This window comes from Streptomyces sp. (genome assembly GCF_019510245.1).
Taxonomy (GTDB): Bacteria; Actinomycetota; Actinomycetes; order Streptomycetales; family Streptomycetaceae; genus Streptomyces.
Genome location: NZ_JAEKKT010000129.1, coordinates 65,172 through 85,689 on the forward strand (window position 1 = coordinate 65,172; position 20,518 = coordinate 85,689).

Consider the following 20,518-nt stretch of genomic DNA (forward strand, 5'->3'; position numbering starts at 1 on the left):
CGGACCGTACCCTGGTGGCCGTGGTCGACGGCGGCGAGGGTCCGGGTGCGGTGGCCGCCCGGCTCACCGGGCGGCCGGTCTCCGGTGAGCGGGCACGGTCGGGCGGCCTGGCGGAGGTGACCCTCGCGGGCGGTCCCACCGTCATGGTCAAGCGCGGCGACGGTCCCGGGGCGGTACGGGCCGAGGTGGCGGGGCTGCGCTGGCTGGCCGCCGCCCGGGCGGTGCCGGTGCCGGAGGTGCTCGGGCACGACGAGCGGTGGATGGTGACCGAACTGATCCGCACCGGGCGTCCGGACGCCGGAGCGGCCACGCGTTTCGGCCGGGCGCTGGCCGCCCTGCACGCGGCGGGTGCTCCGGCGTTCGGGGCGGCCCCGCCGGGCGGCCCACGCGACGCCTGGATCGGCCGCGCCCCGATGCGCGACGAGCCCGGCACCGACTGGCCGCACTGGTACGCCGAGCACCGGGTGCTGCCGTACCTGCGCGAAGCGGTCGACCGGGGGACCCTCCTGCCGGGCGAGGCCGCCGTGATCGAGCGGGTCTGCGAGCGGCTGCCGGAACTCGCGGGTCCGCCCGAGCCGCCCGCCCGGCTGCACGGCGACCTGTGGAGCGGCAACGTCCTGTGGGGCGCCGACGGCGGGGTCCGGCTGATCGACCCGGCCGCGCACGGCGGGCACCGCGAGACCGACCTCGCGATGCTGCATCTCTTCGGCTGCCCGTATCTGGACCGGATCGTGGCGGGTTATCAGGAGACGGCGCCGCTGGCCGACGGCTGGGAGGAGCGGATCGGCCTGCACCAGCTGTTCCCCCTGCTGGTGCACACGGTGCTCTTCGGACGGAGCTACGCCGAACAGGCTTTGGCGACATCCCGGAATTTCGCGGACATGTGACGCCGTCATGTGCCGGACGGGAATGTGAAATCGGCCACGTGTGGGAGCGATTCGCCGGTTCTCCCTTAACAAGCTCTTAATTCGGCCTGAGATTACGCAGAGTAAGGAAACCAACCACGCGTTCGAATCGTATAAGTGCATGGAAGAACGAAACAGGGAGAGACCATGCAACCGTTCGCGCTCAACTATGCACGCCCCGCAGTGCAGTTGGACGTCACCACTCCGTACGCGTATGACTCCGGACTGCAGTTGAACGTTCTCCACGATGGCCGGATCGCAGCCACCGATCACGCAACGCTCAGAGCCCTGGGGACCACGACCTCCACCGCGGGCTCCAAGACGCACTTCGACGACTGATCGCGGATCCTCACGATGACCGTGCTCATCCTGACCAGTGACGAGGACGTGACGGCGGACATGGTGGTCCTCCGGCTGCACGAGGCCGGAGTGCCCGTCGTCCGCCTCGATCCTGCCGATCTGACCAGTGGTGTGGCCCTGTCGGGCGAGTATGTGCAGGGTGTCAGCCGCGGACATCTGTCCGTGAACGGGCGCCTGGTGAGCATGAACGGCCTGCGCTCCATCTGGGTGCGCAGGCCGGGAGCGGCGGCCGCGCGGGCCGCACAGCCGTCGCCCTGGCTGACCGAGGAGTCCGCGCAGGCGCTGTACGGCATGCTGCGCGGGACCGAGGCGCGCTGGATGAACCATCCGGACGCGGCCCGCCGGGCCCGCCACAAGCCCTGGCAGCTGCGGCTGGCGCAGCACAGCGGGCTCGCCGTGCCCGCGACGCTGATCACCACGTTTCCGCAGGCGGCCCGTGAGTTCGCGGAGCGGTTCCCGGACCTCGTGGTGAAGCCGGTGTCGGGCGCGCATCCGCAGGAGCCGCCGCGGGCGGTGCCGACCAGCCGGGTGGCGCCGGACACCGACTTCTCGGCGGTGGCGTTCGGGCCGACGCTGTTGCAGCGGCGGGTCGCCAAACGGGCCGACATCCGGCTGACGGTGGTCGGTGAGCGGCTGCTGGCCGCCCGCAAGCCGGTCAGCCCGGACGCCCACCCCGACGACGTGGACGTCCGGTTCGCGCCGTCCGACTCCCCCTGGCAGGAGGCGGAGGTGCCGCCGCGGGTCGCCGAGGCCGTCCACACGTACATGAAGGACGACGAGCTGGCCTACGGTGCCTTCGACTTCGCGGAGGACGCCGACGGCATCTGGTGGTTCCTGGAGTGCAACCAGTCGGGTCAGTTCGGGTTCGTCGAGATGGACACCGGTCAGCCGATCGCCGAGACCATCGCCGGATGGCTGGCGCACGGCAGCGGCCGGTGCCGGTCCTACGCCGAGCGGGGGCGGAGCACGACGCCTTGACCGGCTGAGCGACGATGGGGAACCGGGTACGGAGAAAGGAACGCGAGATGCGCATCGGACTGCTGGGCACCGGGCCCTGGGCACGGGCGGCGTACGCCCCCGCGCTGGCGGGGCACGGTTCGCTGGACTTCACCGGGGTGTGGGGCCGCCGCCCCGAGGCCGCGGCGGACCTGGCCGGGGAGTACGGCGTCCGGGCGTACGACGACGTGGACGCGCTGCTCGGCGACGTGGACGCGGTGGCCGTGGCGCTGCCGCCGGTCGTCCAGGCGGAGCTGGCGGTGCGGGCCGCTGCGGCGGGCCGCCATCTGCTGCTGGACAAGCCGCTCGCGCTCGGCGTCGCCGAGGGGCGGGCGGTGGTGGAGGCCACCGAGCGGGCCCGGGTCGCCTCCGTGGTGTTCTTCACCACCCGGTTCCAGCAGGAACCCGAGGCGTGGATCGGGGAACAGGCCGCAACGGCGGGGTGGTTCACGGCACGGGCGCACTGGCTGGGTTCGCTGTTCACCGGTGAGGGCCCGGCCACCGACTCGCCGTGGCGGCGGGAGAAGGGCGCGCTGTGGGACGTGGGTCCGCACGCCCTGTCCGTGCTGCTGCCGGTCCTCGGCGACGTACGGCGGGTGGCGGCCGCCGTGCACGGCTCCGCGGACACCGTTCATCTCGTCCTGGAACACGCGGGCGGGGCGTCGAGCACGGTGACGCTGAGCCTGACCGCGCCGCCGGAGGCGGCCGGGGCCGACGTGGAGCTGCGGGGCGAGGCGGGGGTCTCGCTCCTTCCGAGGAGTGCGGAGGGAGCGGTTCCCGCTCTGACCCGGGCCGCCGACGCCCTGGTCACGGCCGCGCGCACGGGGCGGGCGCACCCGTGCGACGCGGCCTTCGGCCTGCGGGTCACCGAGATCCTCGCGGAGGCGGAGACCGTGCTGGGCAAGGACGTCGGCTAGACGCTCCGCTGGAGGGGCCGCGGTTCGGCCGCGGCGCCGTCGTGGTTGCTCGCGCAGTTCCCCGCGCCCCTGAAGGGGCGCGGGGAACTGCGCGGCCGGCCCCCACGCTGCCGCACATGCCGTACGGCCCCGCGCCCCCGGGGCGCAGTCAGGGCATCGCCCAGAAGTTCACCCGCTCCCGGACGACGGGGTATCCGGCCCTGGCGAAGTGTGCGGCCATGGGGGTGTTGCCCTGGTCGGTGGCGGCGGCGATGGCTTCGGCGCCCTGTTCGACGAGGAAGTGCGTGCACTCCACGAGCAGGTCGTAGGCGTAGCCGTGCCCGCGCTGCTCGGGCAGGACGCCGATGAACCCGATGCAGGGTCCTCCCGGGTTGCGCCCGGGGATGTGGATGCCGACCGGCTCGCCGTCGGGCGTGCGGCCGATCTGCCACCATTCGCGGGGCGAGGGCATCCAGTGGAAGAAGTCCATCTCCTCCTGGGCCGCCTGGTCCACTCCGCCCTGCTCGATGGCGCGAAGGGCGTGGGCGTCCAGGGTGACGGAGTGGATGCGGCGCAGCGCGTCGAAGAACACCCCGTCGTCGGGTTCGGGGGTGAAGAGGAGCCGGCCGGGGCGTTCGGGCAGGCCGCAGTCGGGGGTCCAGCGGTAGTTGTAGCGCTCCACCAGGAGCTCGAAGCCCGCCTTGCGGGCGGCGGTGAAGCGGGTCTCGGCGGCGGTGCGCAGGTCGGGCACGCCGTGCCAGCCCGTGGGCAGGTCGAGCTCCAGTTCCTCGACCTGCCAGGGCGCGCCGCGCAGCAGCTCGGCGCCGGCCTCCTCCTCGCCCTCGGCCACGTCGAACCAGTTGATCACGAGCGGCTCGGTGGCCCCGGGAGCGCCCCACCAGGCGGCCCGGGCGACCACGCGTCCGTCGCGCAGGGCGACGCGCTGCCAGTCGGGGCGGAATCGGATGCGCTGGTGCTTCTCCCGCATGCGCAGCGGGTCGGGCAGGTCGTCGAAGAGATGGGCGGTGCTGTCGTCGAGCGTACGGATGACCGGATCGGTCACGGATTCCTCCGGGATGCGTGCTACGGGGAGCGCTCCCGGGTCAGCTCTGACCTGTCACGCCCGGGAAACGGGGAGGGAGCGCGGGATGGGTGTCTGGGACATCGCACTCGCCTCCTTCCGTCCGGTCCTGGGCGTGCGGTCACACGTTAGAGGGCCGGGCACCGACGCGTCCACGGGTTTTCCCCGCGGGCATTTCAAGATCGGGACAGGTGCGGCGACCGCTCACGGGCGTAGCTTAGGGATGTGACTTCGGTGCGCGGCTGGTCGTCGCGTGACTACCGGGACGGTCGTGGCTGGTTGCAGGGTGCGCCGCCGCCACGCTGGGTCCGGGTGCTGCCCGTCGCCCTGCTCGGGGTCGTGACGGCGGCGACGCTGATCAGCCCCGACGGGCGCGACTTCGGTTTCCTCCTCGGCGCCATCCCGCCGCTGGCCGTCCTCTCCTACGGCCCGCTGGCGACCGCCGTCCTCAGCTGCCTGGTGGTGCTGCTGCTCAACGTGCCCGCCACCCACCTGAACCGTCCCGGCGACACCGACCTGCTCACGGTCACCTTCGTGGCGCTACTGAGCATCTTCGTGTCCTACGTGCGCAGTCACCGCGACGCCCAGCTGCTCACCGAGCGGGCGGTGGGCGAGGCGGTGCAGCGGGCCGTACTGCCGCCGCTGCCGGAACGGGTCGGCGCGGTGGGGTGCGTGGGGCTGTACCGGGCCGCGCAGCACGGGACGCTGGTCGGCGGGGATTTCTTCGACGTGCGGGACGGCCCGTACGGGGTCCGGGCGGTGATGGGGGACGTACGGGGGCACGGGCTGGCCGCCGTCGCCACGGTGGTGTCGCTGCTCGGCACGTTCCGGGAGGCGGTGCTCGACCGGGAGGACCTGGAGTCGGTGGCGGCACGGATGGACCGCAGGCTGACGGTGGACTCGGCCGACGTCCCGCACGCGGAGCTGTTCGCCACAGCCCTGCTGCTGGAGTTCTCCGCCGATCTGCGGACCGTGCGGATCGTGGCCTGCGGTCACCCGGCGCCCGTCCTGCTGCGGGACGGGCAGGCCCAGGAAGTGGCCGTCGCTCCCGGGGCGCCGCTGGGGCTGGGGCTGGTGGGAGTGGAGCGGGCGAAGGAGGTCACGGTGGAGCTGGGGCCCTGCGACCGGCTGTTCCTCGCCTCGGACGGCGTCTGGGAGGCACGCGACCGGAGCGGGGGCTTCTATCCACTGCCGGCGCGGCTCGCCGGGTTCGCGGGCGTGGACGCGGCCGCGCTCACCGAACTGGTGTGGACGGACCTGACCCGCCATTACGAGGTGCGGGACGACGCCACCATGCTGGTCCTGACCCCGGCCATCGGCTGAGGTCCGGGCACCGCCGCCGGCCGGACGCTCAGCCCACCTCCCACAGGAACCGGTGGGTGTGGATGCCGAAGTACGGGAAGGGCCTCACCTCGCGGACGCCCTCGATCGGCCTGACCACGTCGTTGACGAAGTCGAGCAGGTCCTTCGGGCCGGGCGTGACCACCTCGGCGAACAGGTCGAAGCCGCCCGAGGTGAAGACGGAGTACACCACCGCGGGATGACCGGCGAGCGCGTCGGCCACCGCACGGGGGTCGCCGTCCACGCCGATGCCGAGCAGGGCCATCGCCTGGCCGCCCATGGCCATCGGGTCGGTGACGCCGACCACCTGCACGGCCCGGGAGTCCAGCAGCCGCTGCAGCCGCTGCCGGGCCGCGGAGGCGGAGAGACCGACCCTGGGGCCGAGGTCGGCGTAGGCGATACGGCCGTCGGCCTGGAGTTCGCGCAGGATGGCCCGGTCGATGTCGTCCATGTGCACCATGTCCCTCCCCTTCCTCGTCTCTTCCCCTCGTCCTCAGCCGGCCAGTTCGAGCACGGCGGCGCCGAACACGGCGGTGTGGGTGTCGACGTCCTGCTCGGTGGTGTCGGGGCACATGAGGGCCATGTTGTGGAAGGGGGTGAGGAGGATGCCCCGGTTGGCGAGGTAGAGGTGCAGGAAGTCCTCCAGCTCGGGGTCGGCGGCGGCCTCGGACGCGGTGCCGGTGCGCGGGGCCGGGGAGGCGAAGCGGTACTCGGTGCGGGCGCCGAGGCGGCTGACCGACCAGGGCAGGCCGTGCGCCTCGACGGCGGCGCGGACGCCGGACTCGAAGCGCGCGGAGAGCCGTGCCATGTGCTCGAACGCCTCGTCGGTGAGCACGTGCTCCAGGGTGGCCCGGGTCGCCGCCATGGAGAGCGCGTTTCCGGCGAGGGTGCCACCGACGCCGCCCATGTCCACCAGGTCCAGGTCGTCGCGGGCGAGGAGGCGCTCGGCGAGGTCGGCGGAGAGGCCGTAGGCGCCGGCCGGGATGCCGCCGCCGATGGCCTTGCCGATGGTGAGCAGGTCGGGCTCCAGGCCCCACGCGGCGGTGCAGCCGCCGGGGCCCGCCGAGAAGGTGTGCGTCTCGTCGTTGATCAGCAGCGTGCCGTACTGCCGGGTGAGGGCGCGCACACCCTCCAGGTAGCCGGGCTCGGGCAGGACGATGCCGATGTTGGTGAGGGCGGGTTCCATGAGGACGGCCGCCACGTCGCCGTGGGCGAGTTCGCGCTCCAGCTGGTCCAGGTCGTTGAACTCGGCGACCCGGCTGGTCAGGGTGACGTCGCAGGGCGCGCCGACGTTCCCGGGGCGGGGCGCTCCCTTGCCGTCGGGGCCGACGACGATGAGGGACTCGTCGACGCTGCCGTGGTAGCTGTAGCTGTTCACCAGGATCTTCGGGCGCCCGGTGACGGCGCGGGCGAGCCGGATCGCCCACCGGTTGGCGTCCGTCGCGGTCAGCGAGAAGCTCCAGCGGGCCGGCCCGAAGCGTCGGGTCAGCTCGGCGCCGACCCACTCCGCGTCCTCCGTGGGCAGCATCGCGGTGGCCCCGCCCAGCTCGGCGAACCGGCGGTGCACCGCCTCGGTCACAGCGGCCGGCGAGTGACCGGCCATCGCGCCGGTGTCGCCGAGGCAGAAGTCGATGTACGTGTGCCCGTCGACGTCGGTGACCCGGGCACCGCGGGCGGTCGCCAGGTACCGCGGGAAGGCGCCGGCGGTCTTGTTCATCCACGTCATCGGGACCCGGCCGAAGAGGTGGCCGGCATCGGCATATGCCGCTCGGGAGCGGGGGTTTCGCCGCTCGGCCTCGGCGCTCTCGCGGGCCAGCAGGGCGTGCAGTCGGGTGCGATCCATGGAGTACTCCTGGTCGAGCGGTGACGGCGGAATGACGGGAGAGTACGACTGATATCGCCCCCGAATCAAGGTGTGACGCTCGAATCGATTGTCACGACGACTGAATCGAGCGTATGCGCCGGTCAGGCGACATCTTCCGTTTTGAGCAACACCCGTACCGCTGTGCAGTGTTCGAACATTCGCCCTCAAACGCCAGGGTTCGCCACCCCTTCCGCCAGTTAGAAATATCTACCAGCATGCATATGCCGGGTTGGCGTGCGGACGCGCCGAGTGCCCGGTCTCGGTCGTTCCCCTGCACGCGGAACAGGTGAGCGAGATATCCCGGAGCGGCGCATGACGAACAGGATGTGGATGCAGGGTGTGGAATGGCTCGCGGCGGCGTCGGCGGATCCCCGGGCGTGCAAGTGGGAGTGGGACCACGGTGAGGGCGTGTCGCTGCTGGAGGCGGGGCGCTTCTGGGACGTGCTGAGCGTGCCGGACCGGCTCGGGCTGCTCACACTGGACCTGCTGTGGCGGCCGTCCCTGCCGGTGCCCGGGCCGACCCTGGTGGACACCGCGGCGCGCCGGGTCGGGTTCTTCCTGCCGCCCGACCCGTCCGGCGGCTGGATCGGCGGCGGCCTGCGGTACGCGACCAAGGGCGCGTGGGTCGCCGTACCGCCGCCGTACCGGCCCACGCGGTGCCTGGAGTGGCTGGTGCCGCCCGACGGCAGCGGTGCGCTGCACAGGCCGGCCACGCTGGAGTCGGCGCTGCGCGAGGCCAACGGCACCCTGGCGGCGCTGCGGCCGGTGTGCGAGGAGCAGTGAGGTCGGCGGCGGGGCGAAAGGACGAGGACGGCGGGGGCGGGTGAGCGCACCCCCCAAGCGCACCCCCGACCGGGCCCGTCCGCCCGCCCTGCGCGCGTTGCGGCGGCCCGTGGCCGGCGGGCGGCTTCGCACCCCTGCTCGTATCCTGTGAAGTCAGGGTTCTGACGTCCGACCCCACCGCACGGTCCCTCTCACGTGCTTGGAGTCAGCCCATGCCGTACCCGTCCGCCGTGCTGCGCCGAGGGGCCGCGATCGCCGTCGCGCTGGGGGCGCTCACCGTGCCGCCCGTCGTCGCGGCGCCCGCCCCCGCCCCGGCCGTGTCCGCCGCGCCGTCGCCCGCCCCCTCGTCGCCCGGCAGCGCGGACGTCCGTACGATGACCCCGGCGGTCGCCCGCCAACTCGACGCGACCGTACAGCACGTCATGCGCGAGGCGGACGTGCCCGGCGTCACCGTCGGCGTCTGGACACCCGGGCAGCGCGACTACGTTCGCTCCTTCGGGGTCGCGAACAAGGCGACCGGGCAGACGATGTCGCCCGATCTGTACATGCGGATCGGCAGCGAGACCAAGACGTTCACCGTGACCGCCGTGCTGCAACTGGTCGACCAGGGCAGGGTCGGCCTGGACGACCCCATCGGCAAGTACCTCGACGGCGTGCCCGGCGGCGACCGGATCACCCTCCGGGACCTGGCGGGGATGCGCAGCGGACTGTTCAACTACTCGGAGGACGCGGACTTCTTCAAGGCGCTGACCTCGGATCCGCAGCGCTCCTTCACTCCGCGGCAGCTGCTCGGGTACGCCTTCAGGCACCCGGCGCTGTTCCGCCCCGGGGAGAAGTTCTCCTACTCCAACACCAATCTGATCCTGCTCGGCCTGCTCGTCGAGAAGGAGAGCGGACAGCGGCTCGGCGACTACCTCGAACAGCACGTCCTGGAACCGGCAGGCATGAGCCGCACCCTGTTCCCGACCGGGAACGAGTTCCCCGCCCCGCACGCCCAAGGGTACACGAACCAGACGGCCACCGGGCAGGTCGAGGAGACCGCCGACTGGAACCCGTCCTGGGGCTGGGCCGCCGGCGCGATGATCTCGGACCTCGACGATCTGCGCACCTGGGCACGCACCGTGGCCACCGGCATCTTCCCCGACGGCAGGACCATGGTCGGTCCGGCCGTCCAGAGGCAGCGGCTGACCACTCCGTCGACCGGCGTCCGGGGTGCCGGGTACGGCCTCGGCATCTTCGACGTCCAGGGGTGGATCGGGCACAACGGCTCGCTGCCGGGCTACGAGTCCCTGACCGTCCATCTGCCGTCGACCCGGACGACCGTGGTCGTGCTGCTCAACACCGACATCAGCCCCAAGGACGACATCGAGCCCAGCACCCTGTTCGGCGAGGCGCTCACCCGGATCATCTCCCCGGCCCACGTCTTCGCCCTCCCCGCACCGGCCTCCGCCACCCGCTGACACCACCCGGGCGTGGAGCCTCAACTCACGTTTCCCATACGGCATTTCCGACACTTGACACAGAAGCGAACAGCCACCGAACGGATTCGCAGCGATGTAACGATTCACCGTGCGAGGCCGGTCAATGACGGTGTGTACTGTGCAGCGAGCGCCACATGGGAGGGCCCCGGGCTCCCCCCTGCCCACTGCTGCCCTACTCCCCTGGAAACCGATTCCATGATCGAATTACCGGACCTGGTGGCCGGTGGTCTCGCCGCCGGAACGCTCTGCGCGCTCGTTCTCGGCGGCAGCCTGCTGAGGTCCCGGCGGCAGAAGGCCGCACTGCGGGCCCAGGTGACGGAGTTGCGCGCCAGGCTGGAGGGCGCCGAGGGCGCGTTCGTCACCGAGGTCGAGCATCTCGCCGCCCGCCGGATGCCCGCGGCCGCGGCCCAGCTCGTCCACCCGCACCTGAGGGTCCCCGGCCCGGCCGGGCAGCACACCCCCGGGACGCCCACCGGGATCGCGCTGGAGTACGTGCTCACCGCGCTGCGCGAGGAGCTGACCGCGCAGCGCGTCAGGATCGACGCGGCCGCGCAGGCCGGGATGCGCGGCGCCACCCGGGAGATCCAGGCCGCCCTGTACCGCCTTCAGGACGCCCTGCGGGGGCTCCAGCAGCGCTACGACGAACCGGAGTTGGCGCAGACGCTGTTCGCGCTGGACCACGAGAACGAGCAGTCGCTGCGGCGGGCGCAGGTCGCGGCCGTGGTGTGCGGGGCCTGGGTGGGGCTGGCCCGCGAGGAGTCCCACGTGGTGGACGCCGTCACCGGCGGCCAGGCGCGGCTCTCCGGCTACCACCGGGTCCGGGTCCACAACCACCTGGAGCCGGGCACCGCGCTGGTGTCGCACGCGGTGGAACCGGTCGCCATCATCGTCGCCGAACTCCTCGACAACGCGCTGCGCCACTCGGCGCCGGACACCGACGTCGTGGTCAATCTGGAGCACGTCCACCACGGGGTGTGCGTGACCGTGGACGACGCGGGCCTCGGCATGACACAGGACGAACGGGCCCGCGCCCAGCGACTGGTGGCAGGCAGCGACCCGATCCTGCTGACCGACCTCGGCGACCCGCCGCGCATGGGCCTGGCCGCGATCGGCCAGCTCACCCGCCAGTTCGCCCTGAACGTCGACGTCTCCTCCCCCTCGCCCTACGGCGGGGTGCGCGCGGTGCTGCGGGTGGACAGCCACCTGATCGGCCGGATCGACCCGGGCGAACGGCCCCCCTCGGCGAGCGCGCCGCGCTCGACCCGGGAGCGCGTGGGGCGCGGGGAACCGGTGCGCGAGGCCGCTGCGCGCACGACGCCGGTACGCGAGGGAGCCGTACCCGAGGCGCCCGCGCCCGGGACCCCCGAGCCCGGGACGCCTGTGCCCGCGACCCCCGGGCCCGAGATCGCGCCGGCCGGGTCTCCGGCGGCCACCGAGCCGCCCCCGGTCCGGTCCGGGCCGGAGACCGAGCACGCACGCACCCCTGCCCCCGGCCGTACGGACCCGGAGCACCTGGGCGGTCTGCCGCAGCGGCGCCGTCGTACCCCGGCCGCCGCACCCGGCGCGCCGCAGCCGCAGCCCGCCCCGCGCCGGCCCGAGGAGGCGGCCGCCGCGCTCGCGGCCCTGCAGTACGGCACCGCGGCGGCGCGGGCCCCCAAGCGGGCCGACGCGCCCGAACCCCAGCGGACCGACGACGAAGGAGGAACGGCCAGATGACCAGCCGCGATGTGGGCGAGACGGCATGGGTGCTGGACCCCGTCCTGCAGGTTCCGCATGTACTGGCCGCCGTCCTGCTCACCCGGGACGGCCTCGCCACCGGCTACACCGACGGCCTGTCCCGGGCGAGCGCCGAGCGGGTCGCCGCGATCACCAGCACCGTGCAGGGCGCCTGCCGGGCCGCGGCGGCCGCCTTCGCGGACCGGGACCGGGCCGACGTACGGCAGGTGGTCATCGAGTCGGACCACGGGTACGTGCTGATCGTGCCGACCGATCACGGCACCTGCGTCGCCGCCTACGGCGACCCGGAGGTGCGCCTGGACCTGCTGGCGCACCGGGTGCACTCGCAGGTGGCCCGGCTGGGCGAGAAGGCGATGGCGACCGCGCCCAGAGGCTCCGACGGCGGCGCGCCGGCATGACCGGCCGCCGTGGCGGCCGTCCCCTGGTCCCCGCGTACCTGTCGACCGGCGGGGTGGCCCGGCCCAGCCGTCCGCACCTGGAACGGCTGACGGTGCTCAGCCGTGACGGGACTCCCCTGCCCGCCGGTCTGCCGACGGCCGAACAGGCCCTGCTGGAACTGCTGTCCGGCGGCGCGCTGACGGTGGTGGAGGCGGCGGCGCTGCTGCGGCTGCCGTTCTCCGCCGTGCGGGTGCTGGCCGCCGACCTCGTCGACCGGGACCTGGTCCTGGCCCGCGCGCCGATCCCGCCCGCCGAACGGTTCGACCCCGACCTGCTGAAGAGAGTGGCCGATGGCCTCCGCGCCCTCAAGCACCGGTGAGCTGCCCCGCGGGGGCGGCCCCCATCTCCCCGAAAGCGCCCGCGACCTGGTCAAGATCCTGGTCACGGGGCCGTTCGGGGTGGGCAAGACGACCCTGATCGACTCGGTGTCGGAGATCCGCCCGCTGCACACCGAGGAGCACCTCACCGAGGCTTCCGTCCCCGTCGACGATCTCGACGGGGTACGGGAGAAGCAGACGACGACCGTCGCCATCGACTTCGGGCGGATCAGCCTGTCCGGCGGGATCGTGCTGTACCTGTTCGGGACACCGGGGCAGGACCGGTTCCGGACGCTGTGGGACGACATCTCCCACGGCGCTCTCGGCGCCCTGGTCCTGGTCGACAGCCGCCGCATCGACGCCTCCTTCGACGTGCTCGGTCTGGTGGAGGAGGCGGGGCTGCCGTACGCGGTCGCCTTCAACGCGTTTCCCGACGCGCCGAGCCACTACACGGGCGACCAGCTGCGCGCCGCCCTGGACCTGGCGCCGGGCACCCCGATGGTGACCTGCGACGCCCGGGACGGGCACTCCTCGGTCGACGCGCTGCTCGCCCTCGTCCAGCATCTGATCGACCACCGGCCGGCGGAGGCCCGATGACCGCACAGCAGTCCTTCACCGTCTCGGGGCCGGTACGGCTGTGGGAGGACGGGTTCGCCCGCAACCCGCACGGCTACTACGCGGCCCTGCGCGCCCAAGGCCCGGTCGGCTGGGCGGAGCTCGCACCGGGCACGCCCGCGTACGTGGTCACCGAGCGGCGTGCCGCCCTCGACGTGCTGCGGGACGTGGAGACCTTCTCGCACGACCCGCGGGACTGGGAGGCGACCGTCCCCGAGGACTCCCCGCTGCTCGGCATGATGCGCTGGCGGCCCAACGCCCTGTTCTCCGACGCCGACGCGCACATCCGCTACCGCACCACCCTCATCGACGTGTTCGACCTGATCGAGCCGCACGACCTGCGTCAGCTGGTGCACCGGGCGGTGCGGCTGCTGGTCGACCGGTTCGGGCCCAAGGGCGAGGCGGATCTCGTCGTCGACTTCACCCGGCCGCTGATGGCGCTGGTCTTCAACAACCTGTTCGGGCTGCCGGACAGCCAGGGCGACCGGCTCAACGAGGGCGTCCTGAAGATGATGGAGGGCGGCCCGCAGGCCGCCGAGGGCGAGGCCGAGTACGCCGACTACGTGCTGCGGCTGGTCGCCGCCAAGGTCGAGGAGCGCGGCGAGGACCTGCCGAGCATGCTCCTGGACCATCCCGCCGAGCTGACCCCGGAGGAGGTCACCTGGCAGGTCTTCCTCACCCTCGGCGCCGGCTACGAGCCGAGCACGAACCTCGTCTCCAACGCGCTCTCCCGGATACTCGGCAACCCGCTGTACTACTCCACGCTGACCAGCGGCGCCCGTCCGGTCATGGACGCGGTGATCGAGGTGCTGCACCACGAGACCCCGCTGGCCAACTACGGCATCTACTACGCCCGTCGGCCGGTCTCCTTCCACGGGGGGTGGGTCAGGCCGGCGATCCCGGTGGTGGTCTCCTTCGGTGCCGTGGGGCTGTTCGCCGAGCGGGAGGTCACGAGCGGCCGGCACGCCGCGGACGCCTCGCACCTGTCGTGGGGCGCGGGACCGCACGCCTGCCCGGTCCGGCACCACGCGCTGCTCATCGCGACCGAGGCGATCGAACAGCTCACCCTGTGGCTGCCCGACCTCGAACCGGTCCTGCCCCGCGAGAGGCTCAGCTGGCGGCCCGGCCCGTTCCACCGCTCGCTGACCTCGCTGCCCGTCCGGTTCAGTCCCCGCTCCCCCGACCAGCCTGGAGAGTCGTCGTGACCGTCACCGACCGCATCGCTCTCGACCCGTTCGGCTCCGACATCCCGGCGGAGAGCGCGCGGTTGCGCGCCCTCGGCCCCGTGGTGCCCGTCGAACTGCCCGGCGGCATACCCGCCTGGGCGCCGACCGGCTACGACGTCCTCAGGGAACTGATCCTCGATCCCCGGGTCAGCAAGGACCCGCGCAGGCACTGGCGGCTCTGGCCGGAGATCGGCGAACACCCCTCCTGGGGCTGGGTGCTGGGCTGGATCGGCGTGGTCAACATGCTCTCCGCGTACGGCCCCGACCACACCCGGCTGCGCAAGCTGGTGGCGCCGAGCTTCACCCACCGCCGTACCGAGGCGATGCGGCCGCGTGTCACGGCGATCGCCGCGGAGCTGCTCGACGGCGTCGCGGATGCCGGGGCCGACGGGGCGGTGGTGGATCTGCGGGCCGCGCTGGCGCAGCCGCTGCCCATGCGGATGATCTGCGAACTGTTCGGGGTGCCCGACGGGATGCGGGACGACACCGGTGGGCTGATCGCGGCCATCATGGACACCTCCGACCCGACCCCCGAGCACGCCGCGTTCGTGCAGGAGCGGATCGGCACGGTCCTCGGCGGGCTGATCGCGTACAAGGTGGAGCATCCGGGCGACGACATGACCACGGAGCTGATCCGGGTCCGTGACGAGGACGGCGACCGGCTCAGCGACGAGGAACTCCTGTACACGCTGCTGCTGGTGATCGGGGCCGGCTTCGAGACCACGGTCAACCTCATCGGCAACGCGGTCGTGGCGCTGCTGACGGACCCGGTGCAGCTGGCCGCCGTGCGCGCCGGGGCGGTCGGCTGGGACGCGGTGATCGACGAGACGCTGCGGGTGCATCCGTCCATCGCCTCGCTGCCGCTGCGGTTCGCGGTGAGCGACCTGAAGGTCGGGGACGTCGCGATTCCCGCCGGGGACGCGATCATCACGACGTTCGCGGCGGCCGGCCTGGACCCGGCGCACTACGGGCCGGACGCGGCAGCGTTCGACGCCGCTCGGGGTGGCGACGACCACCTGGCGTTCGGGATCGGCGTGCACCGCTGCATCGGCGCGCCGCTGGCCCGGGCGGAGGCGCTGGCCGCGCTGCCCGCGCTGTTCGAGCGGTTCCCGGGGCTGCGGCTCGGTGTCGGGGCGGACGAGCTGCGGCAGGTGCCGTCGTTCATCGCGTGCGGCTGGCAGGAGATCCCGGTACGTCTTGAGGCGTGAAAAACGGAGGTCGCGGGGGCGTCGACCGGTCCCCCGTTCCGATCGTGCCCCCGCGCATCGTGAACATACGTCCGGATCCGGCCGTTGGGTATCGCGCCGATGCCCGTTCGTACCCGCCGAGGACTCACCCGTGCACAGGTGAGTCCGGTTGGCCCGGATTCGACCGGAGCAGGACGGGTACGGCGAGGTCCCCGAGGGCGAGATGGGCGAGCACCACCTCGTACAGGTCGGTGCCGGTGGCCAGCAGCTGGCGTTCCAGGACGGGTTCGGCGCCCCGCACGTGTTCGCGGACGGTCTGGGCGTGCACGCCCAGGTCGTGGGCGGCGCGTTCGGCGTTGCCGCCGGCGGCGATCCAGGCACGCAGGGTGCCGCGCAGGTCGCGACCGTCCCGGACCAGCCGGTCCAGGAGGTCGTGCGCCCAGGCCCGCAGCGCCGGACCGGCCAGCAGGTCGACCAGCCGGACGCCGGAGGGCCGGGGCACCGCGGCGGCGAGACCCTCCGTCAGGACCGCCTGGGTGTTGAGGGCCAGATGGGCGGCGGCACGCACGGTGAGGTCGGAGAAGTCCGCGCCCAGCAGCGTCTCGACCCGGTCCATGCGGGCGCGCACGGTGTTGCGGCTGACGCCGAGGACCTTGGCCGCGCTGACGGCGGTGAACTCCAGGCCCAGGCGGGTGGTGGCGAGGAGTTCCGCGCGGGTGTGGTGGGGCAGGGCGTCGAGCGGCCGCAGCACGGCGGCGGACCAGGCGTGCAGCGCGGCCGGGTCCATCAGCCGTTCCGGATGGGTGCGTTCGGCGTAGACGGCGGCCTGGTCGGGGCGGAAGCGGGCGACGGCGAGGGCGCTGACGGCCTGGCCGTAGGCGGTGGACGTCTGGGCCAGGTTCTGCCGGACGCTGCCGCCGAGGAAGGTGCCGGGGCGGCCGTCGACGAGGGAGCGCAGCCGCTCGGCCGTCGCCGGCGCGGGGCTGAGGACGATGACGTGGCCGTCCATCGCGGGACAGCGCACGACGAGGGCCTGGCCGCGGGTCACGACGAGGCAGTCCTCGGCGAGGCCGTCGCGTTCCGCCGGCTGCCCCTCGACGATGTACACGCAGGCGCTGTCGGTGTCGAGCAGTCCGGGCCACAGGCCGGCGGCGACGCGGCGGGCGGAGACGGTGTCCTCCACCATCAGGAGTTGCAGGATGGCCAGGCGCAGGTCGGCGGTGGCCCGCCGGAGCCGGTGCCCGGCGGCCGTCAGCTCCCGCTCGCGCAGCAGGAGTTCGACGACTCCGGCGGTGTGGGTGACGATCTCCGCGGCGCGCCGGTCGAAGGGGGCCGCGCGGGCCACGGCGAGCAGTCCGGCGGCCGTCGGCCGGGGGTCGGGGGCGCGGACCGCGACCAGCCGCAGGTGGCGGTCGCCGTCCTGGACGGCGGCGGCGGAGATCCGCCCGGCGATCACGTCGGCTGCGAGACCCGCGTCGAGGGCGACCGGGGTCCCGGCGAGCAGGGTGCCGCCGGCGTCCTGGAGGCAGACGGTCCCCTGCACGGCGCCGGCGAGCCAGGCGACGACCCGGCGCGGGTCGCGGGCGCCGGGACGCAGATGGTCGAGGAGCTGCTCGGCCCAGCCGTCGCCGTGGAGTACCGGGGGCTGCGGGCCCTCGCCTGCTCGGCCTGCCATCTCGCCCTGCCCCTCGTCCCTCACGTCGGCCTCGGTCCACGGACGTTACCCGATGGACGGGGCCCGGTCCCGACCGGCGGGCACGGCTCCGCCGGCGGCCCTCGGGGGAAGGGCCGCCGACGGAGAAAGCCTCACCCGGGGCCGGGGGGTGGGTCCCGGGGTGGCTGATTCTTCGGCTGCCCAGGAATCCACCGGGTATGCACACCGATTTCCGGCCCGCACGCATCCCGACACCGAGCGCAGCGCCCCTTCGGGGCACTGGGGGTACCCCCAGCCTTCGGCCGGGGGCGGAACCACACAACCAGCCCCAACCGCGCCGCAGACAGACGGCGATCCGCCACCGACCCCAAAGGGCGCAGGGAACTGCGCAACCAGCCACGACCGCGCCGCAGACAGACGGCGATCCGCCACCGACCCCAAAGGGCGCGGGGAACTGCGCGACCAGCCGCGACGGCGCCGCGGACGGCGGACGGCATGTCGCGGTACGTCCAGCGCAGCGCTCCGGTCGGCCGGAAGTCGCCGTACGGCATAAGCTCGGCAGATGGCCAAGTACTTCGACGTGCACCCCGACAACCCGCAGCCGCGCAGCATCTCGCAGATCGCCGACGCGGTCCGCTCGGGGTCGCTCATCGCATATCCGACCGACTCCTGCTACGCGCTGGGCTGCCAGCTCGGCAGCCGTGACGGCATCGACCGGATCCGCACCATCCGGCATCTGGACGACCGGCACCACTTCACGTTGATGTGCCGGGACTTCGCGCAGCTCGGCCAGTTCGTGCGCGTGGACAACGACGTGTTCCGGGCCGTGAAGGCGTCGACGCCCGGCAGCTACACCTTCATCCTTCCGGCGACCCGGGAGGTGCCGCGCAAGCTGCTGCACCCGAAGAAGAAGACCGTCGGCGTCCGCATCCCCGACCACGTGGTGACCCAGGCGCTGCTGGCGGAAATGGGCGAGCCGCTGCTCTCCAGCACCCTGCTGCTGCCGGACGAGGAGGAGCCGCTGACCCAGGGCTGGGAGATCAAGGACCGGCTGGACCACCAGGTGGACGCGGTGGTCGACTCCGGGGAGTGCGGCACCGAGCCGACCACGGTCATCGACTTCTCCGGCGGCGAGGCGGAGATCGTCCGCCGGGGCGCGGGCGACACCTCCCGCTTCGAGTGAACTCGAGGATCCCCCGTCCACGACTCCCCCACCCTCGCGTGCCACGATGATCGGGACATGCCGCGCCGGGTGTCCCCCACCCCGACGCCGACTCCACAGAGAGGCACTTGCGCCATGACCGCCGTACAGGGAACCGACGTGGACATCGCCACCGCGGACGGTGTCGCCGACGCCTACCTGGCCCACCCCGCCGACGGACTCCCCCACCCGGGCGTGCTGTTGTACCAGGACGCCTTCGGAATCCGTCCGCACCTGAAGTCGATGGCGGACCGGCTCGCCGGGGCCGGCTACACGGTCCTGCTCCCCAACGTCTTCCACCGCAGCGGCCGCACGCCGGTCATCGACCTCCCGGAGTTCATCGACCCCTCGGCGGACCCGACGATCTGGCAGCGGATCATGCCGATCATGACGTCGCTGACGCCCGAGCTCAGCGACCGGGACTCGGCCGCCTACCTGGACTGGCTGGCCGCGAGCCCGTTGGTGGCCGACGGGCCGGTGGCGATCACCGGTTACTGCATGGGCGCCCGGCTGGCGGTGCGCACCGCCGCCGCGTTCCCGGACCGGGTCGCGGCCGCGGGCGGCTTCCACGGCGGCCGGATGGTCACCGACGACGCGGACAGCCCGCACCTGCTGGCCGACCGGATCACCGCGGAGCTCTACTTCGGCTTCGCCGACCAGGACCAGTCGATGACCGAGGAGCAGATCCGCATCTTCGAGGCGGCGCTCGACGCCGCCGGGGTCCGCAACACCTGCGAGATCTACCCGGGTGCCGCGCACGGCTACACGCAGGCCGACACCCCCGCCTACTCCGCCGAGGCCGACGAGCGGCACTGGTCCGCCCTGCTCGACCTGCTCAAGCGCACCTTCTGATCCACCCGATCCGGCTCCACCGGATCCACCGGATCCCGATCCACCCGGTTCCGGGGCCCGTCGACCGACGGGCCCCTGATTTCGTCCACACCATTGACATGCACCCGACCCACAGCCAACCTGAGAGCGCTCTCAGACTTGGTCCGGACCAATTTCCCGGGCCGACCCCGACCCCACACGGAGGTGGAGAGTGCGCACAGGACTCGCACGCCGGGCGCTGCCGCTCGCGGCCGCTGCGGCGCTGATCGGCGGGGTGCTCACGCTGGGCACTCCGGCGCCGGCCGGCGCGGCCGTACCGGACACGATCCCGCTGAAGATCACCAACAATTCCGGCCGCGGCGACCAGGTGTACGTCTACGACCTCGGCACCCAGCTCTCCTCGGGACAGCAGGGCTGGGCCGACGCGAACGGCACCTTCCACGCCTGGCCGGCCGGCGGCAACCCGCCGACCCCGGCCCCGGACGCCTCGATCACGGGCCCGGCGGCGGGCCAGTCGAAGACGATCCGGATCCCGAAGTTCTCCGGCCGGATCTACTTCTCCTACGGCCAGAAGCTCGACTTCAGGCTGACCACCGGCGGTCTGGTGCAGCCCGCCGTGCAGAACCCGAGCGACCCCAACCGCAACATCCTCTTCAACTGGTCCGAGTACACGCTGAACGACTCGGGTCTGTGGATCAACAGCACCCAGGTGGACATGTTCTCGGTGCCGTACGCGGTCGGGGTGCAGCGCTCCGACGGCAGCACGGCCGACACCGGGCACCTCAAGCCGGGCGGCTACAGCGGGTTCTTCAGCGCCCTGCGCGGACAGCCGGGCGGCTGGGCCAACCTGGTCCAGAGCCGGTCCGACGGCACCGTGCTCCGCGCACTCTCCCCGCTCTACGGCGTGGAGACCGGGGCGCTCGCCTCGACCGTCATGGACTACTACGTCAACCGGGTCTGGTCGAAGTACGCGACGTCGACCCTGACCGTCACGCCGTTCGCCGACCAGCCCGGCACCAAGTACTACGGCCGGGTCTCGGGGAACGTCATGAACTTCACCAACTCGGCCGGAGCGGTGGTGACGAGCTTCCAGAAGCCGGACGCGAACAGCATCTTCGGCTGCCACAACCTGCTCGACGCGCCCAACGACCAGGTCCGCGGACCGATCTCCCGCACCCTCTGCGCGGGCTTCAACCGGTCCACGCTGCTGACGAGTTCGAACCAGCCGGACACCAACCCGACCGACTTCTACAAGGATTCCGTGACCAACCAGTACGCGCGCGCCGTCCACGCCCAGATGGCCGACGGCAAGGCGTACGCCTTCGCCTTCGACGACGTCGGCAACCAGGAGTCGCTGGTCAACGACGGCAGTCCGCAGCAGGCGTACCTCACGCTGGACCCGCTGAGCTGACCCACGCGGGCGTCCCGCACCCGGCTCGCGAGTGCGGGACGCCCGACTGCCGTACGTCAGCCGGTCGTGACGGCGGTGTCGTCGACGACGAAGCTGGTCTGGAGCGAGGAGTCCTCGACACCGCTGAACTTCAGGGTGACGGTCGAGCCCGCGTAGGACCCGAGGCTGAAGGACTTCTGCACGTACCCGGAGGC

The 20,518-nt window shown here is 72.8% G+C and carries 20 protein-coding genes; 16 read left to right on the top strand and 4 right to left on the bottom strand.

What is annotated here, in order from left to right; translation table 11 throughout:
* The first annotated feature begins 20 nt into the window (after positions 1–20).
* The 4 genes from JF597_RS16640 (at position 21) to JF597_RS16655 (ending at position 3,178) form a co-directional block, all read left to right on the top strand.
* Positions 21–887 (top strand): fructosamine kinase family protein, encoded by an 867-nt coding sequence (locus tag JF597_RS16640; RefSeq protein ID WP_293995109.1) that lies wholly within the window; start codon positions 21–23, stop codon positions 885–887.
* Between the two features lie 165 nt (positions 888–1,052).
* A complete protein-coding gene (tgmA, locus tag JF597_RS16645) occupies positions 1,053–1,244 on the top strand; it encodes a putative ATP-grasp-modified RiPP (protein ID WP_089102565.1) in 192 nt (63 codons plus the stop codon).
* A gap of 15 nt (positions 1,245–1,259) precedes the next feature.
* A complete protein-coding gene (gene tgmB, locus JF597_RS16650; protein ID WP_293995059.1) occupies positions 1,260–2,243 on the top strand; it encodes an ATP-grasp ribosomal peptide maturase in 984 nt (327 codons plus the stop codon).
* Between the two features lie 47 nt (positions 2,244–2,290).
* On the top strand, positions 2,291–3,178 hold the full coding sequence (locus tag JF597_RS16655; RefSeq protein WP_293995062.1) for a Gfo/Idh/MocA family oxidoreductase: 888 nt from the start codon (positions 2,291–2,293) through the stop codon (positions 3,176–3,178).
* 148 nt (positions 3,179–3,326) lie between these two features.
* Here JF597_RS16655 and JF597_RS16660 read toward each other — a convergent pair whose 3' ends face one another.
* Entirely contained in the window at positions 3,327–4,220 is an 894-nt protein-coding gene (locus JF597_RS16660) for a GNAT family N-acetyltransferase (RefSeq protein ID WP_293995065.1), read from the bottom strand.
* A gap of 243 nt (positions 4,221–4,463) precedes the next feature.
* On the opposite strand from JF597_RS16660, the gene JF597_RS16665 reads away from it, so the two are divergent.
* Positions 4,464–5,561, top strand: coding sequence for a PP2C family protein-serine/threonine phosphatase (locus tag JF597_RS16665; RefSeq protein ID WP_293995067.1), 1,098 nt, complete (start codon positions 4,464–4,466; stop codon positions 5,559–5,561).
* 28 nt (positions 5,562–5,589) lie between these two features.
* Here JF597_RS16665 and JF597_RS16670 read toward each other — a convergent pair whose 3' ends face one another.
* Both JF597_RS16670 and JF597_RS16675 read right to left on the bottom strand, forming a co-directional pair.
* Positions 5,590–6,030, bottom strand: a complete 441-nt coding sequence (locus JF597_RS16670) for an Lrp/AsnC family transcriptional regulator (protein WP_293995112.1) — start codon at positions 6,028–6,030, stop codon at positions 5,590–5,592.
* 42 nt (positions 6,031–6,072) lie between these two features.
* On the bottom strand, positions 6,073–7,422 hold the full coding sequence (locus JF597_RS16675) for a transaminase (RefSeq protein WP_293995069.1): 1,350 nt from the start codon (positions 7,420–7,422) through the stop codon (positions 6,073–6,075).
* A 333-nt stretch (positions 7,423–7,755) separates the two neighbouring features.
* On the opposite strand from JF597_RS16675, the gene JF597_RS16680 reads away from it, so the two are divergent.
* The 8 genes from JF597_RS16680 (at position 7,756) to JF597_RS16715 (ending at position 15,248) form a co-directional block, all read left to right on the top strand.
* Complete coding sequence (locus JF597_RS16680) at positions 7,756–8,226, top strand: hypothetical protein (protein WP_293995071.1); 471 nt, start codon at positions 7,756–7,758, stop codon at positions 8,224–8,226.
* Positions 8,227–8,438: 212 nt separating this feature from the next.
* Positions 8,439–9,686 (top strand): serine hydrolase domain-containing protein, encoded by a 1,248-nt coding sequence (locus JF597_RS16685; RefSeq protein ID WP_293995073.1) that lies wholly within the window; start codon positions 8,439–8,441, stop codon positions 9,684–9,686.
* Between the two features lie 216 nt (positions 9,687–9,902).
* A complete protein-coding gene (locus JF597_RS16690; protein WP_293995075.1) occupies positions 9,903–11,423 on the top strand; it encodes an ATP-binding protein in 1,521 nt (506 codons plus the stop codon).
* Complete coding sequence (locus JF597_RS16695; protein WP_293995077.1) at positions 11,420–11,842, top strand: roadblock/LC7 domain-containing protein; 423 nt, start codon at positions 11,420–11,422, stop codon at positions 11,840–11,842. Before JF597_RS16690 ends, JF597_RS16695 begins: the two co-directional genes overlap by 4 nt.
* Entirely contained in the window at positions 11,839–12,201 is a 363-nt protein-coding gene (locus tag JF597_RS16700; RefSeq protein ID WP_293995079.1) for a DUF742 domain-containing protein, read from the top strand. The genes JF597_RS16695 and JF597_RS16700 overlap by 4 nt, the downstream gene beginning before the upstream one ends.
* On the top strand, positions 12,173–12,796 hold the full coding sequence (locus JF597_RS16705; RefSeq protein ID WP_293995082.1) for an ATP/GTP-binding protein: 624 nt from the start codon (positions 12,173–12,175) through the stop codon (positions 12,794–12,796). The genes JF597_RS16700 and JF597_RS16705 overlap by 29 nt, the downstream gene beginning before the upstream one ends.
* Complete coding sequence (locus JF597_RS16710; RefSeq protein WP_293995085.1) at positions 12,793–14,019, top strand: cytochrome P450; 1,227 nt, start codon at positions 12,793–12,795, stop codon at positions 14,017–14,019. The genes JF597_RS16705 and JF597_RS16710 overlap by 4 nt, the downstream gene beginning before the upstream one ends.
* A complete protein-coding gene (locus tag JF597_RS16715) occupies positions 14,016–15,248 on the top strand; it encodes a cytochrome P450 (RefSeq protein ID WP_293995087.1) in 1,233 nt (410 codons plus the stop codon). Before JF597_RS16710 ends, JF597_RS16715 begins: the two co-directional genes overlap by 4 nt.
* Before the next feature lie 124 nt (positions 15,249–15,372).
* Here the strand turns inward: JF597_RS16715 and JF597_RS16720 are convergent, their stop codons facing one another.
* The gene (locus tag JF597_RS16720; protein ID WP_293995090.1) at positions 15,373–16,902 is read right to left on the bottom strand and encodes a helix-turn-helix domain-containing protein; all 1,530 of its coding nucleotides are present in this window, start codon (positions 16,900–16,902) and stop codon (positions 15,373–15,375) included.
* A gap of 541 nt (positions 16,903–17,443) precedes the next feature.
* Here JF597_RS16720 and JF597_RS16725 point away from each other — a divergent pair.
* The 3 genes from JF597_RS16725 to JF597_RS16735 all read left to right on the top strand — a co-directional run bounded on the left by JF597_RS16725 (position 17,444) and on the right by JF597_RS16735 (position 20,324).
* Positions 17,444–18,064 carry an L-threonylcarbamoyladenylate synthase gene (locus tag JF597_RS16725; protein WP_293995093.1) on the top strand — a complete coding sequence of 207 codons (621 nt, stop codon included), beginning with the start codon at positions 17,444–17,446 and terminating at the stop codon, positions 18,062–18,064.
* Positions 18,065–18,178: 114 nt separating this feature from the next.
* Positions 18,179–18,934, top strand: coding sequence for a dienelactone hydrolase family protein (locus JF597_RS16730; RefSeq protein ID WP_293995096.1), 756 nt, complete (start codon positions 18,179–18,181; stop codon positions 18,932–18,934).
* Between the two features lie 190 nt (positions 18,935–19,124).
* On the top strand, positions 19,125–20,324 hold the full coding sequence (locus tag JF597_RS16735; protein ID WP_293995099.1) for a glycoside hydrolase family 64 protein: 1,200 nt from the start codon (positions 19,125–19,127) through the stop codon (positions 20,322–20,324).
* Positions 20,325–20,518 lie beyond the last annotated feature (194 nt).

Coding starts and splice junctions, on each gene's coding strand:
- JF597_RS16720 (WP_293995090.1), bottom strand. CDS start 16,902: ATGGCAGGCCGAGCAGGCGAGGGCCCGCAGCCCCCGGTACTCCACGGC.
- tgmA (WP_089102565.1), top strand. CDS start 1,053: ATGCAACCGTTCGCGCTCAACTATGCACGCCCCGCAGTGCAGTTGGAC.
- JF597_RS16730 (WP_293995096.1), top strand. CDS start 18,179: ATGACCGCCGTACAGGGAACCGACGTGGACATCGCCACCGCGGACGGT.
- JF597_RS16680 (WP_293995071.1), top strand. CDS start 7,756: ATGACGAACAGGATGTGGATGCAGGGTGTGGAATGGCTCGCGGCGGCG.
- JF597_RS16675 (WP_293995069.1), bottom strand. CDS start 7,422: ATGGATCGCACCCGACTGCACGCCCTGCTGGCCCGCGAGAGCGCCGAG.
- JF597_RS16725 (WP_293995093.1), top strand. CDS start 17,444: ATGGCCAAGTACTTCGACGTGCACCCCGACAACCCGCAGCCGCGCAGC.
- JF597_RS16690 (WP_293995075.1), top strand. CDS start 9,903: ATGATCGAATTACCGGACCTGGTGGCCGGTGGTCTCGCCGCCGGAACG.
- JF597_RS16685 (WP_293995073.1), top strand. CDS start 8,439: ATGCCGTACCCGTCCGCCGTGCTGCGCCGAGGGGCCGCGATCGCCGTC.
- JF597_RS16695 (WP_293995077.1), top strand. CDS start 11,420: ATGACCAGCCGCGATGTGGGCGAGACGGCATGGGTGCTGGACCCCGTC.
- tgmB (WP_293995059.1), top strand. CDS start 1,260: ATGACCGTGCTCATCCTGACCAGTGACGAGGACGTGACGGCGGACATG.
- JF597_RS16655 (WP_293995062.1), top strand. CDS start 2,291: ATGCGCATCGGACTGCTGGGCACCGGGCCCTGGGCACGGGCGGCGTAC.
- JF597_RS16710 (WP_293995085.1), top strand. CDS start 12,793: ATGACCGCACAGCAGTCCTTCACCGTCTCGGGGCCGGTACGGCTGTGG.
- JF597_RS16670 (WP_293995112.1), bottom strand. CDS start 6,030: ATGGACGACATCGACCGGGCCATCCTGCGCGAACTCCAGGCCGACGGC.
- JF597_RS16700 (WP_293995079.1), top strand. CDS start 11,839: ATGACCGGCCGCCGTGGCGGCCGTCCCCTGGTCCCCGCGTACCTGTCG.
- JF597_RS16705 (WP_293995082.1), top strand. CDS start 12,173: ATGGCCTCCGCGCCCTCAAGCACCGGTGAGCTGCCCCGCGGGGGCGGC.